This is a genomic window from Rhizobium sp. CRRU65, from assembly GCF_048551595.1.
Classification (GTDB): domain Bacteria; phylum Pseudomonadota; class Alphaproteobacteria; order Rhizobiales; family Rhizobiaceae; genus Rhizobium; species Rhizobium leguminosarum_J.
This window is the reverse complement of the sequence record NZ_JBLYZH010000017.1, coordinates 70599-93791: the sequence shown is the minus strand read 5'-3', so window position 1 is coordinate 93791 and position 23193 is coordinate 70599. Positions and strand designations below refer to the sequence as shown.

Below are 23193 nucleotides of genomic sequence, written 5' to 3'. Positions count from 1 at the left end.
TCCCTTTGCCGGCACGGCTAATCCGCCTATATCGCTTCTATGTTGCTGCACCCCATCCTCCGCCGGTTCGAAACCTGGATCGATCCGTTCCGCCCACGCGCCAATCTGCAGCCGCCGCGCTCGACGCTCGGATTCATCTGGTTCTATATCGGCCAGGCGAGGATGCCGTTCATCGCCATGCTCGTTCTCGGCGGCACGTCGGCGGCGATAGAGGCCGCACTCTTCTGGTTCGTCGGGCGGTTGGTCGATATCCTCGGCAGCATCACGCCGGGGGCCGGCTGGAGCGGCCTTCTCGCTGCCCATGGCGGCGAATTGTTCGGGATGCTCGCCCTCATCGGGCTGGTGCGCTTCGTCATCGCCTTCCTGATCGCGCTCGTCGACCAGCAGGTGATCACGCCTGGCTTCTACAATCTCGCACGCTGGCAATCCTATCTCCATGTCTCCAGGCAGTCATTGTCGTTCTTCCAGAGCGATTTTTCCGGGCGCATCGTCACCAAGGTCTGGTCGGCCGGACAGGCCACCGGCGATCTCGTCACCTCGCTGATGGAAAGCGTCTGGTTCGTCGGCATCTATGCCGTAACGACGCTCGTGCTCGTCGCCCGGCTGGACTTTTCCCTTGCCGCCGTCGTGCTGTTCTGGCTTGGCGCCTTCAGCCTGCTTGCCCGCCACTTCGTTCCGCGGATCCGCCAGCATTCCCGCGAGACGGCGGAAGCCGGATCGATGCTGAACGGCCGGATGGTCGACTCCTACAGCAACATGCAGACGCTGAAGCTGTTTGCCCGCGACGAGGAGAGCGACCGCTACATGCGTCAGGGCTTTGATATCTATCAGGATACGGTGTTGCGCTTCACGCGGTTCATCACCGGCGTCCGGGCCTCGATGGCGCTGCTCTCCGGCCTGATGATCGTAACGATGGCGGGGCTGAGCGTCGATCTCTGGCTGCGCGGCCTGGTGAGTTCCGGCGCCGTGGCGTTTTCGCTGGCGCTGGTGCTCAGGCTGAATTTCCTGCTCGGACGGCTGATGACGCAGTTCAACGGCATCATGCGCAATCTCGGTACCATCCAGAACGCCGCCGAGCTGATCTCCCAGCCTCTGGGGCTCGTCGATCGGCCGGATGCGAAGTCCCTGGTGATCCGACAGCCCGGCATCCGCTTCGACGATGTTTCGTTCCGTTACGGCAAGGGTCATCAGCCGGTCGTCGAGAATTTCTCCCTGACCATCCGCCCGGGCGAAAAGGTCGGGATCGTCGGCCGTTCGGGTGCCGGGAAATCGACGCTGATGAACCTGCTGCTGCGCCTCTACGATATTCAGGACGGCCGCATTCTCATCGACGGCCAGGATATTGCAGCGGTGACGCAGGAATCTCTCAGGATGCAGATCGGCGTCGTCAGCCAGGACACCTCGCTGCTGCATCGTTCCGTGCGCGACAATATCCTGTTCGGACGGCCCGATGCCGGCGAGGAGGGGCTGGTGGAGGCGGCAAGGCGCGCCGAAGCCATCGACTTCATCGAACGTCTGCAGGATCAGCAGGGTCGTAGAGGTTTCGATGCGCATGTCGGCGAACGCGGCGTCAAGCTGTCAGGCGGGCAGCGGCAGCGTATCGCCATTGCCCGCGTCATGCTGAAGGACGCGCCGATCCTCGTTCTCGACGAAGCGACGTCGGCGCTCGATTCGGAAGTGGAAGAGGCGATCCAGTCCAATCTTCATCGGATCATGGAAGGCAAGACAGTGCTTGCGATCGCCCATCGGCTGTCGACCATCGCCGCGCTCGACCGGCTGATCGTCGTCGATCTCGGGCGGATCATTGAGGAAGGCAGCCATGACGAACTGCTTCGCCACGGCGGGCTCTATGCGGAACTTTGGGCGCGCCAGTCCGGCGGCTTCCTTGCTGCGGATGAGGATGCGGGCTCAAGGGTCGACGACGAATTCCGCCATGAGGCCAAAATGATTTGACCCGAAGCCATTCTCGATGCGGCGAACGGATTTCAGCCGCAGCGGCGCCCGGGTAAAGATATGATCGATCGGAATACCGAAAGCACCGGCGCGGATCGGCCATGTGGCGGGCTCTAGCGACACCGTGCCCAAGCCTTGAGTGCGCATGAGATACTGCACGTCGGGCGCCAGAATCGACGTATTGAAATCACCGGCGAGAACGAGCGGTCCCGAAAGGGTAGGGATGATCTCCGCTAGATCCCAGATTTCGAGGCCGTGGAATTCGTCGTAATAAGGTTTGGTCAGGTGCGCGGCGAGGAAATTGACCTTCCGGCCATCGAAATCGATCGTCGAGATCGTCAGCCGGTTGCGCCAGAGCAGGCCGAGATTGCGGATGCGGGGTTCGATCAGCGGACGTTTCGACAGCACCAGCGTGTCGCATTGCTCCATGCCGACGCCGCAGCCGACGTAATAGGGATAGGTCTTCAGCAACCGTGGCAGTTCCGACAGCAGCGGTTCGGCCTCCAGGATGTTGACGACGTCCGCACCCGAGCCAATGACCATGTCGGCGATGTCAGGGCCGTTTGCAAAATTATCGTTCTCGATATTGAAGGACATCAGCCTGAACAGGGCCGGGCGGCTCTCCTCGACGGATGGTTCGACGAATTCGCGCATCATCACGACACCGTGGACGGCAAGGACCACCGATATTGCGAGGGTCAGCAGGCCATACCAGTGCCGCTTGACGAAAAGGGCAGCGACCGAGGCCACAGTGCCGGCCACCGCCAGATGGACCTGGAAGCTGTAAAAGAAAGACAGCAGATAGAAATCGGTGACGTATCGCAGGGAGATAATGGCGAGAACGAGGGTCGTGAGAACGCTGAATACGCAAAAAATCGTGTCTCTCATCCGCTCCGGTCCGGCTCACTGGCATGGCTTGGACTGCGCCTATCACGAGGCCGTTTTTGTTGCAATGCAACATAATGGCAAGCGCGTGTTTGCCTTAAAAAATTCATCCGAAATTTCCCGCGACATTGTGCCCTCATCCCCTTGCCAAGGCTGGACATAATTTGCGATCAAGCATAGAACGCGCCGGATTGCCGGGGAATCTATGGCCGAATTGTGTCCAGAGAGATTCGCCGGTAGAGGGGGCAGGGCGGAATTCCGCGAAAATTGCGCAGAGGATGTTAGCCGTGAGCGAACACGAAACGACAAGCGAGGGCATGGGCGAACCCACTCGCCGTGATTTCCTTTATCTCACCACTGGTATGGCAGGCGCCGTCGGCGCCGTCGCGGTCGCTTGGCCGTTCATTGATCAGATGCGTCCTGACGCTTCGACGCTTGCTCTCGCCTCCATCGAAGTCGACGTTGCCAGCCTCGAGCCCGGCATGTCCCTGACGGTTAAATGGCGCGGCAAGCCGATCTTCATCCGCAACCGCACGCCTGAGGAAGTGGAAGCGGCAAATGCCGTCCAGCTTGCTGATCTGAAGGACCCGGTCGCGCGCAATGCAAACCTTCCTGTCGACGCTCAGGCAACGGGTGTCGACCGTTCGGGCGGCAAGGGCAAGGAAAACTGGATCGTCATGATCGGCACCTGCACGCATCTCGGTTGCGTGCCGCTCGGCCAGGCCGGCGAATACAATGGTTGGTTCTGTCCCTGTCATGGCTCGGTCTACGACACGGCCGGCCGCATCCGCAAAGGCCCGGCGCCGCAGAACCTGGCGATTCCGACCTTTTCATTTTTGTCCGATACCAAGATCAAGATCGGTTGAGGGGAGACTGATTAATGAGTGGCCATTCCAGCTACGAGCCATCAACCGGCCTCGAGAAATGGGTCGATGCGCGCCTTCCGCTGCCGCGCATGGTCTATGACAGCTTCGTCGCCTATCCGGTTCCGCGTAACCTGAACTACGCCTACACCTTCGGCGCCATGCTCGCCGTTATGCTGGTGGTGCAGATCCTGACGGGTGTTACGCTCGCCATGCACTATGCGGCCGAATCGTCGGTTGCCTTCAACTCCGTCGAAAAGATCATGCGTGACGTCAACCACGGTTGGCTGCTGCGCTATATGCATGCCAACGGCGCATCCTTCTTCTTCGTCGCGGTCTACCTGCACATCGCCCGAGGCCTCTATTACGGCTCCTACAAGGCGCCCCGCGAAATCCTCTGGATCCTCGGCGTGGTCATCTACCTCCTGATGATGGCGACCGGCTTCATGGGCTATGTTCTGCCCTGGGGCCAGATGTCCTTCTGGGGCGCCACCGTCATCACCGGCTTCTTCTCCGCCTTTCCGCTGGTCGGCGAATGGGTGCAGCAGTTCCTGCTCGGCGGTTTCGCGGTCGAAAACCCGACGCTGAACCGCTTCTTCTCGCTGCACTACCTGCTGCCCTTCATGATCGCCGGCGTCGTCATCCTGCACATTTGGGCGCTGCACGTCGTCGGCCAGACGAACCCGACGGGCGTCGAGGTCAAGACGAAGACGGACACGGTGCGCTTCACGCCTTATGCGACGATGAAGGATGCGCTCGGCGTCTCAATCTTCCTGATGGTCTATGCCTATTTCGTCTTCTACCTGCCGAACTTCCTGGGCCATGCCGACAACTACATCCCGGCCGACCCGCTGAAGACGCCGGCCCACATCGTTCCGGAATGGTACTTCCTGCCGTTCTACGCGATGCTGCGCTCGATCACCTTCAACGTCGGCCCGATCGACTCCAAGCTCGGCGGCGTGCTCGTGATGTTCGGCGCGATCATCGTGCTGTTCTTCCTGCCCTGGCTCGATACCTCAAAGGTCCGTTCCGCCGTCTACCGCCCCTGGTACAAGCTGTTCTACTGGCTGTTCGTGATCAACGCGATCATCCTCGGCTGGCTCGGTTCGCAGCCGGCGGAAGGCTTGTTCACCACGATCTCGCAGATCTGCACGCTCCTCTACTTCGCTTTCTTCCTGGTCGCGATGCCGGTTCTCGGCTTGGTGGAAACACCGCGTCGCATCCCGAACTCGATCACCGAAGCGGTGCTCGAAAAGCGCAACAAGACCGTAGCGGTCAAGGCATAAGCGAGCGACGGAAGGGAATAGAAATATGAAAACGCTTGTTACAAGCATTCTCTCGCTCGCATTTGCCGCCGGTCTCGGCAGTGCGGTGCTGGCCCAGGAGGCGACGCCCGCCAACGGCGCGGCTCCGGCCCATCACGCGGAAAGTGAGACGCCGCACTATCCGCTGAAGGAGCCGAAGGAGGAGGAATGGACTTTTGCCGGTCCGTTCGGCCACTACGACAAGGGTCAGCTTCAGCGCGGCCTCAAGGTCTACACCGAAGTCTGTTCCGCCTGCCATTCGATGAACCTCGTGCCCTTCCGCATGCTCGACGAACTCGGTTATTCCGAGGCGCAGGTGAAGGCTTTCGCCGCGAACTACGAGGTCCAGGACGGCCCGAACGCCACCGGCGAGATGTTTACCCGCAAGGCAGTCCCCTCCGATCACTTCCCGGCGCCTTTCGCCAATGCGGAGGCGGCTGCTGCTTCCAACAACGGTGCGGCTCCGCCTGACTTTTCGCTGATCGCCAAGGCTCGCGAAGTCGAGCGCGGCTTCCCGCAATTCGTCTTCGACATCTTCACGCAGTATCAGGAAGGTGGCCCCGATTACATCCACGCGCTGCTGACCGGCTATGAAGAGCCGCCGGCCGGCTTCCAGGTGGCGCAGGGATCACATTACAATCCTTATTTCCACGCTGCCGCCGTCCTTGCCATGCCGAAGCCGCTCTCCGACGGTCAGGTGACCTATGACGATGGCGCGCCCGCGACGGTCGACCAGTATTCGAGGGACGTCTCCGCCTTCCTGATGTGGGCCGCCGAGCCGCATCTCGAGGAGCGCAAGCGCACAGGCTTCATGGTGATGATCTTCCTGGCGATCTTCACGGTGCTGATCTACCTGACGAAGCGCTCGATCTACGCCAATAAGGAACATTGAGCGGTTCCCCGCCGGATTTCGAAAGGCGGCCTACGGGCCGCCTTTTTTGTTGGTTCTGCCCCTGGCAATTGATAAAGTCCGGCCAATTTCATGCGTTCGCAGATATGGATTTTCGATGACCAATACGACTTCGGAGCTCGCAGCCAGCATCCGTTCCATTCCCGACTACCCCAAGCCCGGCATCATATTCCGCGACATCACCACGTTGCTCGGCAATCCTCGGGCTTTCCGCCGGGCGGTCGATGAACTCGTACAGCCCTATGCGGGCACGAAGATCGACAAGATCGCCGGCATGGAGGCGCGCGGCTTTATCCTCGGCGGCGCGGTGGCGCACCAGCTTTCCTCAGGCTTCGTGCCGATCCGCAAGAAGGGCAAGCTGCCGCACGAGACCGTGCGCATCGCCTACAGCCTGGAATATGGCGTCGACGAGATGGAGATGCATCGCGATGCTGTCCAGCCCGGCGAGAAGGTGATCCTGGTCGACGACCTGATCGCCACCGGCGGCACGGCGGTCGGCGCGACGAAGCTGCTGCGCCAGATCGGCGCGGAAGTGGTCGGCGCTTGCTTCGTCATCGATCTGCCGGACCTCGGCGGACGCAAGAAGCTGGAAGAGCTCGGCGTCGTCGTGCACACGCTGGTCGAATTTTCCGGCCACTGAGCCCTCGTCCTCGTGCCTGCAGCGTCAGTCGAATTCGAGCACGCCGCTTTCGAAGCGGATAACGGCATCGCCGTTTTGATTGACGCCCTCGCAGAGGATGGTGTTGAGGTGCCATCCCGGCCGCGACGCGAGCGCCCGGCTGGAGAGGAAGGCGACGGAATAGGTCACGACATCGCCTGCGAAAACCGGCCGCAGCCATTGCAGTTTCTGGAAACCGGGTGAGGGGCCGAGGTTCGGTGACGTCTGGCCCTTTTGCGCGAGTGCGGCGCTTTGCCTTTCCCAAAAGGCGAGGAAGGTCCGCATCCAGGCGGCGGTGGTGTGCCAGCCGGAGGCGCAGAGATCGCCGAAGAGGGTGTCTTTGGCGGCTTCTTTGTCGACGTGGAAACGCTGCGGATCGTAGCGCGTCGCGAAACGGATGATGTTTTCCTCGGTAAAAGTGTACTTGCCGATCTCGGCCTTCTCGCCAACCGCGTAAAGCTCGGACATCCTCATGCTGATGTCTCCGGGCTTATGCCGATATCCGCGGGCCGGGCACGCATGCCGAACATGACTGAATTCTCCGAGACGCAGACGAGTTCGCCGCGCTGGTTTTCTACCTCGTGGCGCAACTTGACGATGCCGATGCCAGGGCGCGAGCGCATCGGCCGGGCTTCAAGCACGGTCGAATGGCCAGATAGCGTGTCGCCGGCAAGCACCGGCTTTCGCCATTCCATCAGATCGACGCCCGGCGCACCTTCGCAGAGCGAATGCAGCACATAACTGTCGGCCATCATGCGCATGAACATAGAAGAGGTATGCCATCCGGAAGCGGCAAGGCCGCCGAGAATGCTGGCGCGGCCGGCAGCCTCATCGATATGCATCGGTTGCGGGTCGAATTCGCTTGCGAACTCAATGATTTCCTCGGCGGTTACCAGCTTCGGGCCAAGCGCGAAGCGGCGGTCGGGCTGGAAATCCTCGAAGGAAAGCTTTTCTGCCGACATTCGTTCCTCCCGCCATATGCAGCGCACAATGCTTACAATAGCATCCGCGCGGGCTCAATGATTCCGGGGAGATAAACCGGCATGACTGAACTAAGGTCGATACTCGACGAGGCCGTGCGCCAGGAGCTGATTTCGCCGGAGGCGGGCGGGCGGCTTTTGCCGTTCCTGATGGAGCGCGGGGTCGCCGTCGTCGGGAGCGGCGTCGCTGAGGCACAGCCGGCAATGGCGGCGGAGGGGCAGGCCTGGTCGGATACAGAGACGCCAAGCTTCGTGCGCGGCTTCCACGACGTGCTGATCACCATCGGCGTCGTGGTGGCGCTCGGCGGCCTCTGGGGGCTTGCCGCACTTTATGCCGTGCTGCCTGCGATCATCGTGCTTTCGGAAATCCTGGTGCGCCGCCAGCGGCTTGCCCTGCCGGCCGTCAGCCTGACGATCGCGCTGTTCTGTTGGACATTCCTGCTGATGTCCTTCTTCTTCAAACCGGGAATATCAGCCTTCAATGATATCGGGGCGGAGGCGACGCAGTTCGTCGCCGGCTTCCCGATCGTTCTCGGCCTCTATTATGCCCGGTACCGCGTGCCGCTGTCGCTGGCGCTCTGCATCACCTCGGCCCTTGCACTGGTGTTCACCTTGCTATTGCGCCTCATGCAATGGGCGAGCGGCGATCCGCAATTCTTCTCCAACCATCCCCTCCTGTTCGCGGTGGTCCTCGTTTGCGCGCTCGGGCTGTTTGCAACGGCGCTCTATTTCGACCTCGGCGACCGGTTGCGCCGGACGATACGCTCCGATATCGCCTTCTGGCTTCATCTGGGTGCGGCACCGGCACTGCTCTTCAGCGTAAGGCTGCTGATGTCGTTCGACGGCAATTTGCTGGATGTTGCCCAGGCCGTGTCGATCAAGACGCCCATCATTGTCATCAGCGTGGCGGTGTTGATGCTGATCGGCCTTGTCATCGACCGGCGCGCCTTCGTCACGTCAGGCCTGCTGTCGCTCGGTTTTGCGATCTACGGCATTTTCCGCCAAGGGAGCGCGACTGTTGATACCTATATCTTCACGACGCTGATCGTCGTTGGAGCGATCGTGCTCATCATCGGAACAGGCTGGATGCCGCTGCGCCGTATCGTGCTGCGGGCGCTGCCGCTGGTAATCTCGCAGAGATTGCCGCCTGCCGTCGCGGGGGCGGTATCGTAGACCTTATGATTTCGCCCAAACCGCCGTGCCGTTTGGGCGAGATGCATTGGTCGAGACAGCAGCGGTCTACGATCAGGTGTTGAAGCGGAAATGGATGACGTCGCCGTCTTGGACGACGTATTCCTTGCCTTCGTCGCGCGCCTTGCCGGCATCCTTGGCGCCGACTTCGCCATTGTATTTGATGTAGTCGTCATAGGCGATGGTGTTTGCGCGGATGAAGCCACGCTCGAAATCCGAATGGATGACGCCGGCGGCCTGTGGCGCCTTGGTGCCGCGCTCGATCGTCCAGGCGCGCGTTTCCTTCGGGCCGACAGTGAAATAGGTGATGAGGTGGAGCAGCTTGTAGCCGGCACGGATCAGCCGGTCGAGGCCGGCCTCGTCAAGGTCGAGGGCGGAGAGAAATTCCTTGGCTTCCTCTTCGGGAAGCTGGGCAACCTCCGATTCGATCGCCGCCGAGATGACGACGGTTTCGGCACCCTGTTCCTTCGCCATGACGGCAACAGCCTCGGTGAATTCGTTGCCGGTCGAGGCATCGGCTTCGGCGACGTTGCAGACGTAGAGCACCGGATGCGAGGTCAGAAGATTGAGGCTCTTGAGGATGACGATTTCTTCCGCATCGAGCGTCGACAGCAGCGTACGAACCGGCTTGCCTTCGTTGAGCAGCTTCAGCGAGGCATCCATGATCGGCAGCATCGCCACCGATTCCTTGTCTTTGCCGGTGGCGCGCTTGCGCGTCTGCTCGGTGCGGCGCTCCAGGCTTTCGAGGTCGGCAAGCATCAGCTCGGTCTCGATCGTCTCGGCATCGGCGACCGGGTTGATGCGGCCCTCGACATGCGTGATGTCGCTGTCTTCGAAGCAGCGTAGCACATGGACGATGGCGTCGACTTCGCGGATATTGGCGAGGAACTGGTTGCCGAGGCCTTCACCCTTCGAGGCGCCGCGCACCAGGCCAGCAATGTCGACGAAGGAGATGCGGGTCGGGATCAGTTCCTTGGACTTGGCGATGTCGGCAAGCTTGCGCATGCGCGGATCGGGAACGGCGACTTCGCCGGTGTTCGGCTCGATGGTGCAGAAGGGATAATTCGCCGCCTGTGCCGCCGCCGTCTTGGTGAGCGCGTTGAAGAGTGTCGATTTGCCGACATTCGGCAGCCCGACGATACCGCATTTGAAGCCCATGGCTAAAACCTGCTGTTCTTGAATTCCTTGCTGGTGCCTATGGGATAAAGGAGCAATATGGTCAAGTCTTAGAGAGCTTTTAGCGTCGCTCACTTGCCGATGGATCGGTGCTGGCCTATTCTTGAAAGCGATGGAGATTTTGACGTATTGCTGATTTCATCAGAATCCCGGTCGCTGCTCGTATAGACGCAGTTGACCTTTTCAGTATCGAAGCCGGCGACCAGCCCCTGCCTGTTTGAGGCCGGGAGCCGCGCCAGCCGACCGTCGAAAATTCGTCATCGACAATGATTAGCTGGTTTTGAAGATTACTAACCCCATGTCATCAACGGGTGGGTTTTTCCGATGAGTGACAATGACATCGCCCTGAAACCGAAGGCCAAAGTGAAGCTCAAGCTGGACAAGCCGAAGCTCTACAAGGTCATTCTCGTCAATGACGATTATACGCCGCGCGAATTGGTGATCATGATCCTGAAGGCCGTCTTCCGCATGAGCGAGGAGACCGGCTACCGGGTGATGATGACGGCGCACAAGCTCGGTTCATGCGTGGTCGTGGTCTGCGCCAAGGACATCGCGGAGACCAAGGCCAAGGAGGGCATCGACCTTGCCAAGGGCATGGGCTATCCGCTGATGTTCACCGCGGAGCCGGAGGAATAGGCATTTCGGGTTCAGGGCCGGCGGATCTGATAGCCGGTCTTGTCCTGAACGAAGCCGCAATTCTCGTAGAAGCGCAGCGTCGCCGGGCTCTTCGAGCCGGTGAGCAGCATCACCTTGTAGCAGCCGGCCTTCCAAGCCTGCGTCACTGCATGGCCGATGACGGCGCCGGCATAACCGCGCTGGCGGTGATCGGCGTGGGTGACGACGTTTTCAATCAGCGCATAGGAGGCGCCGTTGCGCGTCATGTTCGGCACGACGATCAGGGTGGCGGTTGCAACGGCGAGATCGCCGGCGAAGCCGATGAAAACGGTCATGCCGGGCTGGACGAGGATGGTGGAGAAGCGCTCTTCAGCCAGGGCCCTGTCGAGAACCGGATCGGTCTGGTTCAAGTGCTGGTAGAGGATGGTCAGCCCGGGAAGGTCGCCGGCGGCTGCGGCACGGATGGCGAAATCTTCGTGCGGCACCGGTCTCATTCCCCCTTGTTGCCGAACATCTTCTTCAACATGTCGGCCATCGGGCCGGAGGCCGGCAGCTTCGGCTGATTGTGGTTGCGGGCCTGATGGATATGCGACTGGCCGGCCGGCTTCTTCTCGGCGTCCTTCTTTTCCTTCGCCGGTTTCTCCTCCTCGGCCTTGCCGCCGAGCGCCAGCGCGATCTTGTTCATCAGCTGCGAATCCTCGTTTCGCACCAGCATGTCGGCATTGTCGGCGAGCGTGTCGAGAAGCGGCTCCAGCCAGGCCTTGTCGGCCTTGGCGAAATCGCCGAGCACATGGTTCTGCACCATTTCCTTGATGCCGGGATGGCCGATACCGAGGCGCAGCCGGCGGTATTCCCTGCCGCAATGCGCATCGAGCGACTTGATGCCATTGTGGCCGTTATGGCCGCCGCCGGTCTTCAGCCGCGCCTTGCCCTGGGGAAGGTCGAGTTCGTCGTAGATCGCTACAAGATCGGTGGGCTGGAGCTTATAGAAGCGCATCGCCTCGCCGACGGACTCACCGGAGAGGTTCATGAAGGTTTGCGGCTTGATCAGCAGCACCTTCTCGCCGGCGACCTCGCCCTCGGCGATCTCGGCCCGGAACTTCTTCGACCAGGGCGAGAAGCCGTGGCGCCGATGGATGGCGTCGACGGCCATGAAGCCGATATTGTGGCGGTTGCCGGCGTATTTGCCGCCGGGATTGCCGAGACCCGCGATGATCAGCATGGCCTGTCTTTCCTCGCTAAAGCATGTCGTGCAAAAGTGTGCAGCGGTTTTGCGACAACGACATGCGTAAAAACAAAGACCTAAGGCGCGATAAGCGAATCTGAAAGATCCCGACGCGCTTTAGAACTTACCGCCGTTCACCACCGCGAAATGAAAGCAAAGTCAAGCGGAAAGGGCAGTTGTCGCCAGGGTCATTCCGACAGGTTCATGCCGTATTTTAGGAAGATCTGCTTCTGGTCGCCATCGGCGATCAGCTTGTCGAGGGCAGCCTGCATCCTGGTGAGCAGATCGTCTGGAAAGTTCTTCTCGCAGGCGATGCCCATCGGCTGGGAGGAGAGCACGGTCACTATCTCCACCGGCTGGTCGACCCGCAGCTTCTCGAAATAGAGTTCGGAGATCGGCATCATGTCGATGCGCCCGCCAAGCAGTTTGCGCAGCGTGGCGTTGAAGTCGCTGGCGACATCGAGCTTGGTGAAGCCTTTCTCTTTCAGGATCGTCTCGGTGTAATCCTCGCGCTGCGTGCCGACCGTATATTTCTTCGCCTTGTCCAGATTGTCGGCGGTGACGCCCGAGCCCTTGCGGGTGATCAGGATGTTGCGGTCGATGAGCAGCGGCTCGACCCATTTGAACAACGGGTCGCGTGCGCCATTGTGGGCGGTCGCGAAGACACAGGTCATCGGCGCCGTGCGGGCAAGGCTAAAAGCGCGCGCCCAGGGCATGATCTCGATCGTGTAATCGACGCCGATCGCGGCCATCACCTTTTCGACTTGCTCGACGGTCGCGCCTTTGATCTCCTTGCCTTCGCGATAGTTGAAAGGGGCATAGTCCTCGGTCGTGAACGTCACCGTTTGCGCATGGGCGGTGCAGGGCAGCGCCAGACATGCGAGAAGCAGGAGCTTTTTCATCTGTATCATCTCCTTGGTTCGTCGTTTACGAGGCGCGTGCGACGGCCGACTGCAAGGCCATCAGTTGCTCGATCAGCGTGGCTGCGTGCTGTGGACGATGGAAGAGATAGCCCTGACCATAGTCAAGCCCCATCTGGTGGAGCGTGCGGCATTCCTCTTCGGTCTCGATGCCCTCGGCAATGACGGTGCAGTTCATCTTGTGGGAAAGCGTGGTGATGCCTTCGATCAGCATGCGGCTCTTTTGGCGCACGTCGTCGTCGCCGTCGTTGATCGCGCGGGTGAAGGACTGGTCGATCTTGATGATGTCGACGGGGAAGCGGTTGAGGTAGCTCAGCGACGAATAGCCGGTGCCGAAATCGTCAAGCGCGATGCGGCAACCGAAGCGACGAAGCTCCGTGACGATCATGCGGATCTGCGGGTTGTCGTGCATCAGCACGGCTTCGGTGATCTCGACGACGATGCGCTCGGGGCGGATGCCGTGGCGACCGACGATGGCGGCAAGACGGGCCGGCAGCGCCGGCTCGAACTGCAACGGCGAGAAGTTGATGGCGAGATAGGTATCCTGCATGCCTGATATGCGGGAAATCTCCGCGAGGTTGGCGATCGCCTTTTCCATGATGACGTTGCCGACGCGGACGATCTTTGCCGTTTCCTCGGCGACGCTGATGATCTCGGCCGGCGGCATCAAGCCCTTCTGCGGATGGTTGAGGCGCATCAGCGCCTCGAAACCGGCAATGCCTCGGCCGTTCAGGGTAACGATCGGCTGCAGAAAGGCTTCGAACCAGTTGTCGACGAGGCCGGCTTCGATATTGGCCTCGATTTCGGCGCGGCTGCGGGCACGGTCGAGCATGGCATTGTCGAAGAGCTGCGCGCCGTTCTTGCCGTCGCGTTTCTTGGCATACATCGCCATGTCGGATTTCTGGAGCAGTTCGGCCGCGGTTGCGGCATGATGCGGATAGATGGCGATGCCGACGGAAGCGCTCAGATGCATGTCGGGGGCGAACGGCGTTTCGAAGATCGAGGCAATCTGCTCGCACATCACCTTGGCGCGTTTTTCGGCGTCCTTCGCCGGCAGCAGGATGGCAAATTCGTCGCCGCCGAGACGGGCGGCCTCGTCGGAGGGGGCAAGATGGGTCTTCAGGCGCTCGACGAGCTCGATCAGCGCCATGTCGCCGGCGGCGTGGCCCATATTGTCGTTGATCCACTTGAAGCGGTCGAGATCGACGAAGAGGCAGGCGAGTTCGTGGCCGGCAGCGTCGGCGGCGGCGATCTTGTTGTCGAGTACGGCTTCGAAGCCCTGGCGATTGAGAAGACCGGTCAGGTGATCGGTGATTGCCTGGCGGTGGTTGCGGTCCTCGGAGGCCTTGAGTTCGGTCACATCGGCCATGACCGATAGCGAGAGGCGGTCTTGAGCGCCAGCGCCCGCCTCCGATTCCATAATAAGGACGTCCATGGTGCGGCCATCCAGGCAGATGAACTTGACGGTGACGGTCATGCCGCTTTCGCCCTGGCGGCGCTTGACGAATTTGTCGCGGGTCGGGGGAGTGACGAGATCGGCGAAGTTGCGGCCGATGATGGCGGCGCGGTTGTAACCCGTGGCAAGCAGCCAATAATCGCTGACGGCGGTGATGCGGTCTTCCTCGTCGAGCGAGAAGAGCATGGCGGGCGTCAGATTGTAGATGTCGGTGGCGCGGCGGTGGGCAAGCTTCAGCTCCTTTTCCTCGCTTTCGAGCTTGGTCTGCATCTCGTTGAAGCTATGGGCAAGCCGCCCCATCTCGTCGTTCGACTGCCAGTCGACATGGTGGCGGGAGCCCAGCTGGCGGGTGGCCTCGATCGCCGCCGTCAGCCGCATCAACGGCTGGATGACGAAGAAGCGGTTGCCGATCAGCGCCGTGCCGAAAACGGTCAGCACCGCGAAGATGAAGATCGAGATGAAGACAACCTCTTCCTGCTTCAGGCCGGAAAACAGGCCGAGCGCAGGATAATAGACGCTGATGCTGCCGAGGTTCTTCGGACCGTCGACGGTGTTGTAGATGATGGCGCGCGACACCTGCACCAGCTTGCCGTCGAAGGAGCGCGGAATGGTGGACTGGCTGACGTCGAGCTGGCCTGACTGGTCACGCACTTCGACCTTGACGATGGCGCCCTGGGAAACGACCGTCGCGCTGATCTGAGTGACGCTCTCCTCATCGAGATCCCACAGCGGTTTGGCCAGCGCCTGGGCATTGGCGACAAGAAGAACGGAGATATGGTCGCGTATTTCCTTGTCGGCCCGTTCCGAGGAAAGAAATAGGAAGAGAACAAAGAGGGGAGCGACAAAGACGAGCAGCGCTCCGCAAACTATCGCAAAAAATCTGTTCTCAACGGAATTGTTCATGGTTCCGTCTACTCCCCCAGGCCGGCCATATTTGCTGTCGCGCGTTGAGGCGGGCTTCTTCGCAGCTGACGAAACATGCTTTCACGAATTTGTTAAATGTTGCTGAAACGGGGCGTTTCCGGACAATGAAAAGCCCGCTTTCCAGGGGAAAGCGGGCCATATGCTTTACAAATTGGTCGAAGCGATCAGGCTTCGGCTCCACCTTCCGCAGCACTCTCGTCAATGCCGCCAGCCGGGGCAATGATGGTCGCGATCGTGAAGTCGCGGTCGATCACAGGAGTGACACCCTTCGGCAGGGTGACTTCCGCGATATGGATGCTGTCACCGATCTTCTTGCCGCTGAGGTCGATGTTGAAGAACTCAGGGATTGCATCGGCCGGGCAATGAACTTCGACTTCATGGCGAACGATGTTCAGAACGCCGCCGACCTTGAGGCCCGGGGACTTCTCTTCGTTGATGAAGTGCACGGGAATTTCGACGGTCACCTGGGTGTTGCCGGAGACGCGAAGGAAATCGACATGCATGGTGAAGTCACGGACCGGATCGAGCTGGTAGTCCTTCGGCAGAACCTTGTGCTTCTTGCCGTCGACGTCGATCGTGGCCACGGTGGTCATGAAACCACCGGCGTGAATGCGCTTCGTCACCTCATTGGTGTTGAGAGCGATGGCAATGGGGGCCTGCTTGTCACCATAAATGACAGCGGGAATCAAACCGTTGCGGCGAAGTTCACGGGCGGACCCCTTACCAACCCGTTCGCGCGCCTCGGCCTTGAGCTCGTAAGTTTCCTGGCTCATGGCTATTCCTTTCGAGGTTATTTGGAGAGTTCGGCGGCGGGCAAAAGCCTTGTTCCGACGAACCGGAGGCGGTATGACCCGACCTCATCCGCGTTGCCTCCAAGGGTGTCTACACGGACCGGTGGCCTATATTATAAGTCGATCGGAAACGCAAGTTGCGGATTTGGGTTGTTTTTCGCCCATATACACGCTTTCGCCAAGGTTTAACCATCGAAAACGAAATCGGCGGCGATTAATAGATCCTGCGTTTGCCCGCCAATATAAGCAGGGCCGTCTCAATTTGCCGGTTGCCTCTCATGTTGCGTGTCCTTTCCTGCATCACCGTCGAACACAGCCTTCCGCATCTGATCTTCGCCACCGTTATTTGTGTGCTCGGATCGATGCTGTCGATGCGCCTCTTCACCCGGGTGCGCCGATCGCAGGGGTTGCAGAAAACCAACTGGTTGTTTCTCTCTGGTTTTGTTGGCGGCTCGACCATCTGGACGACGCATTTCATCGCCATGCTCGGTTACCAGACGCCGGTGGCGAACGGCTATGAGCCGACGTTGACGCTGCTGTCGCTGTTTGCCGCCGTCGCGACGACGATGACCGGCTTTACCATCGCGTCAATCGCGCAGAAGAGCCCGCTTATCGAGGCAGGCGGCGTTATCGTCGGCCTCGGCATCGCGGTAATGCACTATGTCGGGATCGCCGGTTACGAGATCGAGGGTCGTCTCGAATGGCAGACCTCTTATGTCGTCGCCTCGCTGGTCTTCGCCGGCTTGTTCGGCGCAGTCGCCACCAATCGCGTCTGCCGGCCGATCACGCGTTTCTGCCGCCACGGGGCTGCCCTTTCGCTGATCCTTGCGATCGTGCTCACGCATTTCACCGGCATGGCGGGGCTGACGATCCTGCCGGATGCCACTGTTGCGGCACCCACCGAGATCATCTCGGACGGCATCATGACCGGTCTCGTCAGCGCCGTCATGATCATCATCCTGGCGCTGGGCGCCTCCACCTATATTATCGACATGCAGTCGACGCAGGCAGCCGTCGAGCGTTATCGCCATCTGTCGCTGCATGACCCGCTGACCAATCTTGCCAATCGCGCCGCCTTCAACGAGCATCTGTCGGCGCTGGTCAACAAGCCGAAGGAGATGACGGCCAATATTGCCGTGCTCTCCTTCGACCTCGACCGTTTCAAGGAAATCAACGACGTTCACGGCCACGCCGCCGGCGATGCCGTGCTGCGCGCCGTCGCCGAACGGCTGTCCAAGATCATGCTGAACGGCCAGTTCGTGGCGCGGGTCGGCGGCGACGAGTTCGTCGCCGTCATGTGCGATTATTTCGTCCGTTCGGACGCCAAGGGACTGGCACAACGCATGCTCGACGAGATCGCCCGGCCGATCGAATGGAACGGCCATGCGCTGACCGTCGGCTCCAGTATCGGTATCTCCACCTATCCCGGACAGGCGGACACTTTGGACGACCTGCTGTCACAGGCCGATATCGCCATGTATCGGGCAAAATCGACAGCGACCAACAGCATATGCTTCTACGAGCCCTCGATGGATCAGGCAGCGCGCGAACGCAACGCGTTGGCGAGCGAGATGCGGGAGGGATTGGCGCGCGGCGAATTCGAGCTGTTCTACCAGCAGCAGAATGACACGGTGACGCGCGACATCGTTGGCCTGGAAGTGCTCCTGCGCTGGAGACATCCTGTGCGCGGCTACATCTCACCCGCCGAATTCATTCCGATCGCGGAGAAGACCGGCTTTATCATTGAGCTTGGTGAATGGGTGCTGCGGGCCGCTTGCGCGGAAGCGGCGACATGGAAGAACCCGTTACGCATCGCCGTCAACGTCGCGCCGCAGCAGCTCGGCGACAACCGCCTACCGCAGATCGTGCATCAGATCCTGCTTGAGACCGGCCTGCCGGCGGCGCGACTCGAGATCGAGATCACCGAATCCGGCATCATCGCCGATCATCAACATGCGCTTCAGGCCATCCGCCGGCTGAAGGCGCTCGGCGTCAAGGTGGCGATGGACGATTACGGCACCGGTTATTCGTCACTGTCGACACTGCAGAGCTTCCCGTTCGACAAGATCAAGATCGACCGCGCCTTCGTCGACGGCGTCGTCACCAACAAGCAGTCTGCGGCAATCGTGCGTTCGACGCTTATTCTTGCAGCAAGCCTCGACATACCGGTGCTTGCTGAAGGCGTCGAAAACGAAGACCATATCGACTTCCTGCGACGGGAAGGCTGCCTGCAGGTGCAGGGCTTCCTCTTCGGTAAGCCGGGACCGCGCTCGGGCATCGAGGCGATCGTCAACGGCGAGGTGCCGGCCGCGCAGCAGGAAACGGTTCTTGCGCCGGCCGTGAAAAAATCCGCGGCCGCGTGAGCGGCAAATTGCCATTCTCTGCCGCAGCTGAGGTTGACATCGGCGCGCTTCGCATCTTTGGATGGCCCGCATTCAAAAAAGCGGCTGAGGAGAAATCGGACTATGCGTCTCAAACTTGTCACGGCAACGAGCTTGCTGGCACTTTGCCTTGTCACCACGGCCCAGGGTGTCGAGATCAATCAGGATGGCGCCAATGCGGTCAAGGACACGCTGACGAAGCTGCTTCCCGAGGATCTGGCCAAGAGCGGCCTGATCACCGTCAATCCGGCGGGGGCGCGATACGAGATCATTTACGATCTGGCGAAGCTGCTTGCCAAAGCCGATCCGGCGACATTCGCGATCAACGGGCTGACGCCGTTCTCGATGTTCGCCACGCCGCTCGATAGCGGGCTCTGGAACATCGAGGGTGACAACAACCTCAACGTTTCCGGCCATTTCAAAGGCCCCGACCAGAAGCCGACGGATTTTTCCTACTCCATCGCTTCGCTTGTCTATACCGGCGTCTTCGACCCGGCGATCAGCTATCTGCGCTCCGGCACCTTCACCGGCAAGGACATCAAGGTCACCAGCAAGTCCGACACCGAGGAAGTCCATGCCAGCATCGCCGCGATCGACCAAGAGCTGAGTTCGACGGACAGCGCAGGCGGCAACGGGCGTATCGATTTTGCGGGCAGCGGCTCGATGTCGACTTTCGTCGAGCAGGTTTCCGGCCTGCAAATGCCGCCTGTCGAAATCCGTGCCGATTCGATCGATTTCGATGCGAAGGTGAACGGCCTGCCGGCCAAACAAATCCGCGAGATCGTCCTTTTCGTTCTCGACCATCTCGAGGAGAAGGAATTAAGCCCGGAGAATAGCGGCAAGATTAAGGGAATGCTGAAGGAAGCCTTCCCGATTCTTGCCTCGTTCAGCGAGACGATCGGGGTCAATAATCTGACCATCAGCAGCCAGATGGGCAATGGCGGCGTCAAGGCGTTCGGTTACAACCTGGCCATCGATGGGCCGAGCGACGCCATGCGTTTCGGCTTCGGCATCAATGCGCAGGACATCAGCCTCGACAGCCCGCTGATGCCGCCAAGCTATTCGCCTTTCATGCCGACCAGCTTCGAGCTGCAACTCGCCATGCCGAATCTGGATTTCGCCACCTTCGGCGAAGCCCTCATGGCGATGGATTTCAATGACAAGGCGCCGGAGACGAGCGGCGAGGAGATGAGCAAGAAGCTCTTCCGCGACGGCCGGCTCGCCGTCGAGTTTCCGAAGGTCAGCGCCAAATCCGACGTCTACGACCTCGATATGACCGGCAAGATCGAGGGGCGGGTCGACACCGAAAAGGACTATTCCATGGAGGCGACGATCCTTGCCCGTGATCTCGACAAGACGATTGCCGCGGTTCAGGAGCTTGCCAAGACGGATCCCGATCTCAACCAGGTCTCCTTCGGCATCATGATGGTGAAGGGTTTCGCGAAGACCGATGCAGATGGTCGTTCGCGCTGGGACATCAGCGTCGGCCGCGACGGCGCGATCGCCGTCAACGGCCAGGTGGTCAAGGGGCCGGATGGTCCGGATCAAAATCAAGATCAGGGGCTGGAGCCAGACCAGGAGCAGGAACCGGATCAGGGTCTGGACACGGTACCTGCGCCGCCGCAGCAGCCTTGAGCCTTATCAATTGGGATCAGAAATGAAAGGAAGCCGGCCTTGTGCCGGCTTTTTTGTGCCCAACGATCGCAACGGCGGTTTATTCTGGGCTTTCGTTGTCACCGAACGCGGCTCGGCGACAATCAACGGGCCAGCAATTCATGCGGCTTGGAGAAATGCCCGGTAATAGCTTGGTCCATCTGATGCAGAAATTGAAAGAGCCGGTCGAATGCCGGCTCTTTTTAATCGAACAGGCTAGAGACGGACTCTTCCTGAGCCGTTCGGCTGATGGCTTCGCCGATCAGAGGGGCCGTGGTCACGATGCGGATATTGTGCGCCGAGAGAACCGCCGTGGTCGGCTGGATCGAATCCGTGATGACGAGTTCGCGAAGCTTCGAGGAAGTGACGCGGGTGACTGCGCCGCCCGAGAGAACGCCGTGGGTGATATAGGCGGTGACACTGGATGCGCCCTTGGCCAACATCGCGTCGGCCGCGTTGCAGAGCGTGCCGCCGGAATCGACAATGTCGTCGATCAGCAGACAATCTTTGCCGGTGATGTCACCGATGATGTTCATGACTTCGGATTCACCCGGCCGCTCGCGACGCTTGTCGACGATGGCCAGAAGACAGTCCAGCCGCTTGGCCAGCGCGCGGGCGCGAACCACACCACCGACGTCAGGCGAGACGACCACGACGTTGCTGAGGTCATAATGGCTCTTGATGTCGCGCGTCAGCACGGGCATGGCGAAGAGATTGTCGGTCGGGATATCGAAGAAGCCCTGGATCTGCCCGGCATGGAGATCGAGCGTCATGACACGGTCGGCGCCGGCTTCGGTAATGAGGTTTGCAACCAGCTTGGCGGAGATCGGTGTGCGGCCTGAAGCACGACGGTCCTGACGGGCATAGCCGAAATAGGGTAGGACGGCGGTGATGCGGCGGGCCGATGAACGACGCATCGCGTCGATCATGATCAGCAGTTCCATCAGGTGGTCGTTGGCAGGAAAGGCGGTGGGCTGTACGAGGAAAACGTCCTCGCCGCGCACATTTTCCTGGATTTCCACGAAGATTTCCTGATCGGCAAACCTCCGGACACTGGCTTTCCCCAAGGGAACATTGAGATAGTTGCAGATCGCTTCGGCGAGTTGCCGGTTCGAATTGCCTGCGAAAACCTTCATTTTGGTCCGCCTGTTACGCGCTGATAGCCGCGCTTTTTAGTCAGCTTCCCCGTGAATGCAAGGGCAAAGGCGCCACAGGCTTCCATATTTGCAAAAAGTTTGTGACTAACCGCCCTTTGTCTGCCGCCAGGAGGAGAATTCCGCGATGGTTTTTGAGCCGATTTGCTGCATCACCGAGGCTGGAACACCCGCCCAGGGATCGGCCGCGGCCGTCGGCACGCTTTCCTGGCCCTGGATGCGGTGCAGGCGGGCGCCGCCGCTGTCGAGAACGTCCCAGACATAGACCACGGTAACCTTGCCGGCATCGCTGAAGGCGGAGAGATAGCCTTTGAGGATGTAATCGCTGCTCCCATCGGTCGAGCTCTTGATGGAAAGGCCATGCGAGCGCGCCTCGGCGCCGAGCTGGCGCGAGAGTGGTGTCACGGCCTGCACCGGCGCGCCGATGATCGGCAGGAAGCGTACGGTATTGCCGCGGGCGGTGGAGGAATTGGGGGGGAGCGCGGCGGTCTGCTGCGGCTGTTGCGCCTCGGCCGGCGGAGCCGGCTGTGCGGCAAGCTCACCACTGGCCGCCGACGGGGGCAGCGATTGTCCGTCGATCGGGGCAGAGGCGGCCGGTGAGGAGCCGCTTCTCGACAGGGCGTCTGCCTGTTCCTGCATCGTCGTCGGCGCCGCGCCGGTGCCGGGCCGATAGGCCCGCTGCGACTGATCATAGGCTGGATGGTAGCCGCCCTGCTGCGAGCTTCCCGAGAAACGCGGCTGGCGGGTGCCTGCCAAACTCTCGGCTTCGCTCTGCGTCACCGGGCTCGACGGGGCGTCCCCGGAGGAATTGCTGATATCGACCTGCGGCGTAAGCGCATCGGTCGTGTTGCAGGCTGTCAATAGAGCCATGACGAACAGGAGCGTGGGCACAATCGCAGCTCGCGTCATCCCTTGGTCCGTCCTTCCCGCAATCGCAATCAGCCCCACCCGAATTTATGCGGGTGGGGACGGTCGTCTGTCAATTCCGGATTCTCACCGGTCAGAGCCCGATGAAATCGAGCGGATGGCGGGATAGCGCGCGCGGCGCATCCGCTGTCGTCAGATAGGTCTGGCCGAGCGTCATCGCCGTGCCCGTATCTGAGTCGGCGATGATCATGTGCACGAAGAGCGACATGTTCGGCTCGATCGGCTGCGGATTGCCGACATGGAACATCTGATGCTCCATCCAGGAGGGCGAGAAGCGGGCGCCGAGCGAATAACCGCAGGCATTCAGCCGGTGGCGAGCCAGGCCGCGCTCGTCGATGATCCTGGCATGCATGTCGAAGACATCGCCAAAGGTCTGGCCGGGCTTCAGGACGGTTTCGATCGCCTCGATGGTTTCGCGGCAGGCGTTGTAAAGCTCGCGGTGGCGATGCGTCGGCTCGCCGATGACGATCGTGCGCATCATGGCGGCATGGTAATGCGCATAGGCGCCAGCCCATTCGAGCGTCAACTGGTCGTTGGCGTCGAGCTTGCGGCGGCCGGCCTTGTAGCGGCAGAGCAGCGCGTCGGCGCCGGAGCCGATGATAAATTCGTTGGCGGGATAGTCGCCGCCGCCGGAAAAGATCGCACCCTGCATGGCAGCGAGGATATCCGCCTCGTCGGCGCCGGGCTTTGTCAACCGGATCGCGGCATCGAGCGCATCGTCGGCGAGAGCGGCGGCGCGCTCGACATAGGCGACCTCCGTCGGGCTCTTGATCAGGCGCAGCCGGCTGACGAGGTAGGAGGCGTCGACGATCTGGCCGAAGGTGGTCAATTGCGCGTCGAGCAGCCGGGCGACGCGGCCGGTCATGCCGTGGGTATCATATTCGATGCCGATGCGGGCGCCGAGCAGGTCCATCTCAACCAGCAGGTTCTTCAGGTCGAGCGTCGGGTCGGCATTGACCCGGTCGACCCAGATATGGATGTCCTCGAGGATCGAGGTATGCCTGGCCTGGCGAAGATCAGCCGAGCGGGTGATCAGCGCCATGGTGCCGTCGCTCTTGACGACCAGCGTCTGGAAGAAGCAATAGCCGAAGGTGTCGTAGCCGGTCAGCCAGTACATGCTTTCCTGGGCGAAGAGCAGCAAGGCGTCGAGCTTTTCTTCCTTCATCTTCTCGGTGAGGCGCGCAAGCCGGCTTGCGAATTCGGCCTTTTCGAAATGCAGTGCCATTC

The 23193-nt window shown here is 60.8% G+C and carries 21 protein-coding genes; 9 read left to right on the top strand and 12 right to left on the bottom strand.

The features are described from left to right. The first annotated feature begins 39 nt into the window (after nucleotides 1–39). Nucleotides 40–1953 (top strand): ABC transporter ATP-binding protein, encoded by a 1914-nt coding sequence (locus tag ACM5SV_RS28625; RefSeq protein ID WP_222014222.1) that lies wholly within the window; start codon nucleotides 40–42, stop codon nucleotides 1951–1953. Here ACM5SV_RS28625 and ACM5SV_RS28620 read toward each other — a convergent pair. After that, on the bottom strand, nucleotides 1909–2841 hold the full coding sequence (locus tag ACM5SV_RS28620; RefSeq protein WP_222014221.1) for an endonuclease/exonuclease/phosphatase family protein: 933 nt from the start codon (nucleotides 2839–2841) through the stop codon (nucleotides 1909–1911). The two genes, ACM5SV_RS28625 and ACM5SV_RS28620, sit on opposite strands and share 45 nt — an antisense overlap. A gap of 284 nt (nucleotides 2842–3125) precedes the next feature. On the opposite strand from ACM5SV_RS28620, the gene petA reads away from it, so the two are divergent. From petA to ACM5SV_RS28600, 4 genes are all read left to right on the top strand, one after another. Continuing rightward, nucleotides 3126–3704, top strand: a complete 579-nt coding sequence (petA, locus tag ACM5SV_RS28615) for a ubiquinol-cytochrome c reductase iron-sulfur subunit (protein WP_012758457.1) — start codon at nucleotides 3126–3128, stop codon at nucleotides 3702–3704. A 14-nt stretch (nucleotides 3705–3718) separates the two neighbouring features. Beyond that, nucleotides 3719–4987 carry a cytochrome b gene (locus tag ACM5SV_RS28610; protein WP_012758456.1) on the top strand — a complete coding sequence of 423 codons (1269 nt, stop codon included), beginning with the start codon at nucleotides 3719–3721 and terminating at the stop codon, nucleotides 4985–4987. Nucleotides 4988–5012: 25 nt separating this feature from the next. Beyond that, the gene (locus ACM5SV_RS28605) at nucleotides 5013–5897 is read left to right on the top strand and encodes a cytochrome c1 (RefSeq protein WP_012758455.1); all 885 of its coding nucleotides are present in this window, start codon (nucleotides 5013–5015) and stop codon (nucleotides 5895–5897) included. Between the two features lie 115 nt (nucleotides 5898–6012). Then, nucleotides 6013–6555, top strand: coding sequence for an adenine phosphoribosyltransferase (locus ACM5SV_RS28600; RefSeq protein ID WP_221967379.1), 543 nt, complete (start codon nucleotides 6013–6015; stop codon nucleotides 6553–6555). Nucleotides 6556–6579: 24 nt separating this feature from the next. Here the strand turns inward: ACM5SV_RS28600 and ACM5SV_RS28595 are convergent, their stop codons facing one another. Both ACM5SV_RS28595 and ACM5SV_RS28590 read right to left on the bottom strand, forming a co-directional pair. Continuing rightward, entirely contained in the window at nucleotides 6580–7047 is a 468-nt protein-coding gene (locus ACM5SV_RS28595; protein ID WP_221967380.1) for a MaoC family dehydratase, read from the bottom strand. After that, entirely contained in the window at nucleotides 7044–7535 is a 492-nt protein-coding gene (locus ACM5SV_RS28590) for a MaoC family dehydratase (protein ID WP_222014220.1), read from the bottom strand. The genes ACM5SV_RS28595 and ACM5SV_RS28590 overlap by 4 nt, the downstream gene beginning before the upstream one ends. A gap of 81 nt (nucleotides 7536–7616) precedes the next feature. On the opposite strand from ACM5SV_RS28590, the gene ACM5SV_RS28585 reads away from it, so the two are divergent. Beyond that, nucleotides 7617–8726, top strand: a complete 1110-nt coding sequence (locus ACM5SV_RS28585) for a hypothetical protein (RefSeq protein WP_222014219.1) — start codon at nucleotides 7617–7619, stop codon at nucleotides 8724–8726. A gap of 72 nt (nucleotides 8727–8798) precedes the next feature. On the opposite strand, the gene ychF is transcribed toward ACM5SV_RS28585, so the two are convergent. Further along, a complete protein-coding gene (gene ychF / locus ACM5SV_RS28580; protein ID WP_017994819.1) occupies nucleotides 8799–9902 on the bottom strand; it encodes a redox-regulated ATPase YchF in 1104 nt (367 codons plus the stop codon). A gap of 342 nt (nucleotides 9903–10244) precedes the next feature. On the opposite strand from ychF, the gene clpS reads away from it, so the two are divergent. Next, on the top strand, nucleotides 10245–10556 hold the full coding sequence (gene clpS / locus ACM5SV_RS28575; protein ID WP_222014218.1) for an ATP-dependent Clp protease adapter ClpS: 312 nt from the start codon (nucleotides 10245–10247) through the stop codon (nucleotides 10554–10556). Nucleotides 10557–10567: 11 nt separating this feature from the next. On the opposite strand, the gene ACM5SV_RS28570 is transcribed toward clpS, so the two are convergent. The 5 genes from ACM5SV_RS28570 to ACM5SV_RS28550 all read right to left on the bottom strand — a co-directional run bounded on the left by ACM5SV_RS28570 (nucleotide 10568) and on the right by ACM5SV_RS28550 (nucleotide 15833). Then, entirely contained in the window at nucleotides 10568–11029 is a 462-nt protein-coding gene (locus ACM5SV_RS28570) for a GNAT family N-acetyltransferase (RefSeq protein WP_222014217.1), read from the bottom strand. Then, nucleotides 11026–11757, bottom strand: coding sequence for an aminoacyl-tRNA hydrolase (gene pth, locus ACM5SV_RS28565; protein WP_012758448.1), 732 nt, complete (start codon nucleotides 11755–11757; stop codon nucleotides 11026–11028). The genes ACM5SV_RS28570 and pth overlap by 4 nt, the downstream gene beginning before the upstream one ends. Before the next feature lie 191 nt (nucleotides 11758–11948). Then, on the bottom strand, nucleotides 11949–12662 hold the full coding sequence (locus ACM5SV_RS28560; RefSeq protein ID WP_012758447.1) for a substrate-binding periplasmic protein: 714 nt from the start codon (nucleotides 12660–12662) through the stop codon (nucleotides 11949–11951). Nucleotides 12663–12687: 25 nt separating this feature from the next. After that, nucleotides 12688–15039 carry an EAL domain-containing protein gene (locus ACM5SV_RS28555; protein WP_012758446.1) on the bottom strand — a complete coding sequence of 784 codons (2352 nt, stop codon included), beginning with the start codon at nucleotides 15037–15039 and terminating at the stop codon, nucleotides 12688–12690. A 185-nt stretch (nucleotides 15040–15224) separates the two neighbouring features. After that, nucleotides 15225–15833 (bottom strand): 50S ribosomal protein L25/general stress protein Ctc, encoded by a 609-nt coding sequence (locus tag ACM5SV_RS28550; protein ID WP_012758445.1) that lies wholly within the window; start codon nucleotides 15831–15833, stop codon nucleotides 15225–15227. A 296-nt stretch (nucleotides 15834–16129) separates the two neighbouring features. Between ACM5SV_RS28550 and ACM5SV_RS28545 the strand changes: the two genes are divergently transcribed. Together ACM5SV_RS28545 and ACM5SV_RS28540 are read left to right on the top strand one after the other, a co-directional pair. Further along, nucleotides 16130–18214 carry a putative bifunctional diguanylate cyclase/phosphodiesterase gene (locus tag ACM5SV_RS28545; RefSeq protein WP_222014216.1) on the top strand — a complete coding sequence of 695 codons (2085 nt, stop codon included), beginning with the start codon at nucleotides 16130–16132 and terminating at the stop codon, nucleotides 18212–18214. A 102-nt stretch (nucleotides 18215–18316) separates the two neighbouring features. Next, nucleotides 18317–19867 carry a hypothetical protein gene (locus ACM5SV_RS28540; protein WP_222014215.1) on the top strand — a complete coding sequence of 517 codons (1551 nt, stop codon included), beginning with the start codon at nucleotides 18317–18319 and terminating at the stop codon, nucleotides 19865–19867. Nucleotides 19868–20088: 221 nt separating this feature from the next. Here ACM5SV_RS28540 and ACM5SV_RS28535 read toward each other — a convergent pair whose 3' ends face one another. The 3 genes from ACM5SV_RS28535 to ACM5SV_RS28525 all read right to left on the bottom strand — a co-directional run bounded on the left by ACM5SV_RS28535 (nucleotide 20089) and on the right by ACM5SV_RS28525 (nucleotide 23191). Then, entirely contained in the window at nucleotides 20089–21021 is a 933-nt protein-coding gene (locus ACM5SV_RS28535; protein ID WP_011652946.1) for a ribose-phosphate pyrophosphokinase, read from the bottom strand. 105 nt (nucleotides 21022–21126) lie between these two features. Then, nucleotides 21127–21948 carry a hypothetical protein gene (locus tag ACM5SV_RS28530; protein ID WP_222014214.1) on the bottom strand — a complete coding sequence of 274 codons (822 nt, stop codon included), beginning with the start codon at nucleotides 21946–21948 and terminating at the stop codon, nucleotides 21127–21129. Nucleotides 21949–22039: 91 nt separating this feature from the next. Continuing rightward, entirely contained in the window at nucleotides 22040–23191 is a 1152-nt protein-coding gene (locus tag ACM5SV_RS28525; protein ID WP_017994812.1) for a M24 family metallopeptidase, read from the bottom strand. Nucleotides 23192–23193 lie beyond the last annotated feature (2 nt).

What these genes read in the sequence shown, in the direction of transcription:
- ACM5SV_RS28585 (WP_222014219.1), top strand. Translation starts at nt 7,617, where the DNA reads ATGACTGAACTAAGGTCGATACTCGACGAGGCCGTGCGCCAGGAGCTG.
- ACM5SV_RS28530 (WP_222014214.1), bottom strand. Translation starts at nt 21,948, where the DNA reads ATGACGCGAGCTGCGATTGTGCCCACGCTCCTGTTCGTCATGGCTCTA.
- ACM5SV_RS28600 (WP_221967379.1), top strand. Translation starts at nt 6,013, where the DNA reads ATGACCAATACGACTTCGGAGCTCGCAGCCAGCATCCGTTCCATTCCC.
- ACM5SV_RS28555 (WP_012758446.1), bottom strand. Translation starts at nt 15,039, where the DNA reads ATGAACAATTCCGTTGAGAACAGATTTTTTGCGATAGTTTGCGGAGCG.
- ACM5SV_RS28605 (WP_012758455.1), top strand. Translation starts at nt 5,013, where the DNA reads ATGAAAACGCTTGTTACAAGCATTCTCTCGCTCGCATTTGCCGCCGGT.
- ACM5SV_RS28550 (WP_012758445.1), bottom strand. Translation starts at nt 15,833, where the DNA reads ATGAGCCAGGAAACTTACGAGCTCAAGGCCGAGGCGCGCGAACGGGTT.
- ACM5SV_RS28560 (WP_012758447.1), bottom strand. Translation starts at nt 12,662, where the DNA reads ATGAAAAAGCTCCTGCTTCTCGCATGTCTGGCGCTGCCCTGCACCGCC.
- ACM5SV_RS28545 (WP_222014216.1), top strand. Translation starts at nt 16,130, where the DNA reads ATGTTGCGTGTCCTTTCCTGCATCACCGTCGAACACAGCCTTCCGCAT.
- clpS (WP_222014218.1), top strand. Translation starts at nt 10,245, where the DNA reads ATGAGTGACAATGACATCGCCCTGAAACCGAAGGCCAAAGTGAAGCTC.
- ACM5SV_RS28590 (WP_222014220.1), bottom strand. Translation starts at nt 7,535, where the DNA reads ATGTCGGCAGAAAAGCTTTCCTTCGAGGATTTCCAGCCCGACCGCCGC.
- ychF (WP_017994819.1), bottom strand. Translation starts at nt 9,902, where the DNA reads ATGGGCTTCAAATGCGGTATCGTCGGGCTGCCGAATGTCGGCAAATCG.
- ACM5SV_RS28610 (WP_012758456.1), top strand. Translation starts at nt 3,719, where the DNA reads ATGAGTGGCCATTCCAGCTACGAGCCATCAACCGGCCTCGAGAAATGG.
- ACM5SV_RS28570 (WP_222014217.1), bottom strand. Translation starts at nt 11,029, where the DNA reads ATGAGACCGGTGCCGCACGAAGATTTCGCCATCCGTGCCGCAGCCGCC.
- ACM5SV_RS28625 (WP_222014222.1), top strand. Translation starts at nt 40, where the DNA reads ATGTTGCTGCACCCCATCCTCCGCCGGTTCGAAACCTGGATCGATCCG.
- ACM5SV_RS28525 (WP_017994812.1), bottom strand. Translation starts at nt 23,191, where the DNA reads ATGGCACTGCATTTCGAAAAGGCCGAATTCGCAAGCCGGCTTGCGCGC.
- pth (WP_012758448.1), bottom strand. Translation starts at nt 11,757, where the DNA reads ATGCTGATCATCGCGGGTCTCGGCAATCCCGGCGGCAAATACGCCGGC.
- ACM5SV_RS28595 (WP_221967380.1), bottom strand. Translation starts at nt 7,047, where the DNA reads ATGAGGATGTCCGAGCTTTACGCGGTTGGCGAGAAGGCCGAGATCGGC.
- ACM5SV_RS28540 (WP_222014215.1), top strand. Translation starts at nt 18,317, where the DNA reads ATGCGTCTCAAACTTGTCACGGCAACGAGCTTGCTGGCACTTTGCCTT.
- ACM5SV_RS28535 (WP_011652946.1), bottom strand. Translation starts at nt 21,021, where the DNA reads ATGAAGGTTTTCGCAGGCAATTCGAACCGGCAACTCGCCGAAGCGATC.
- ACM5SV_RS28620 (WP_222014221.1), bottom strand. Translation starts at nt 2,841, where the DNA reads ATGAGAGACACGATTTTTTGCGTATTCAGCGTTCTCACGACCCTCGTT.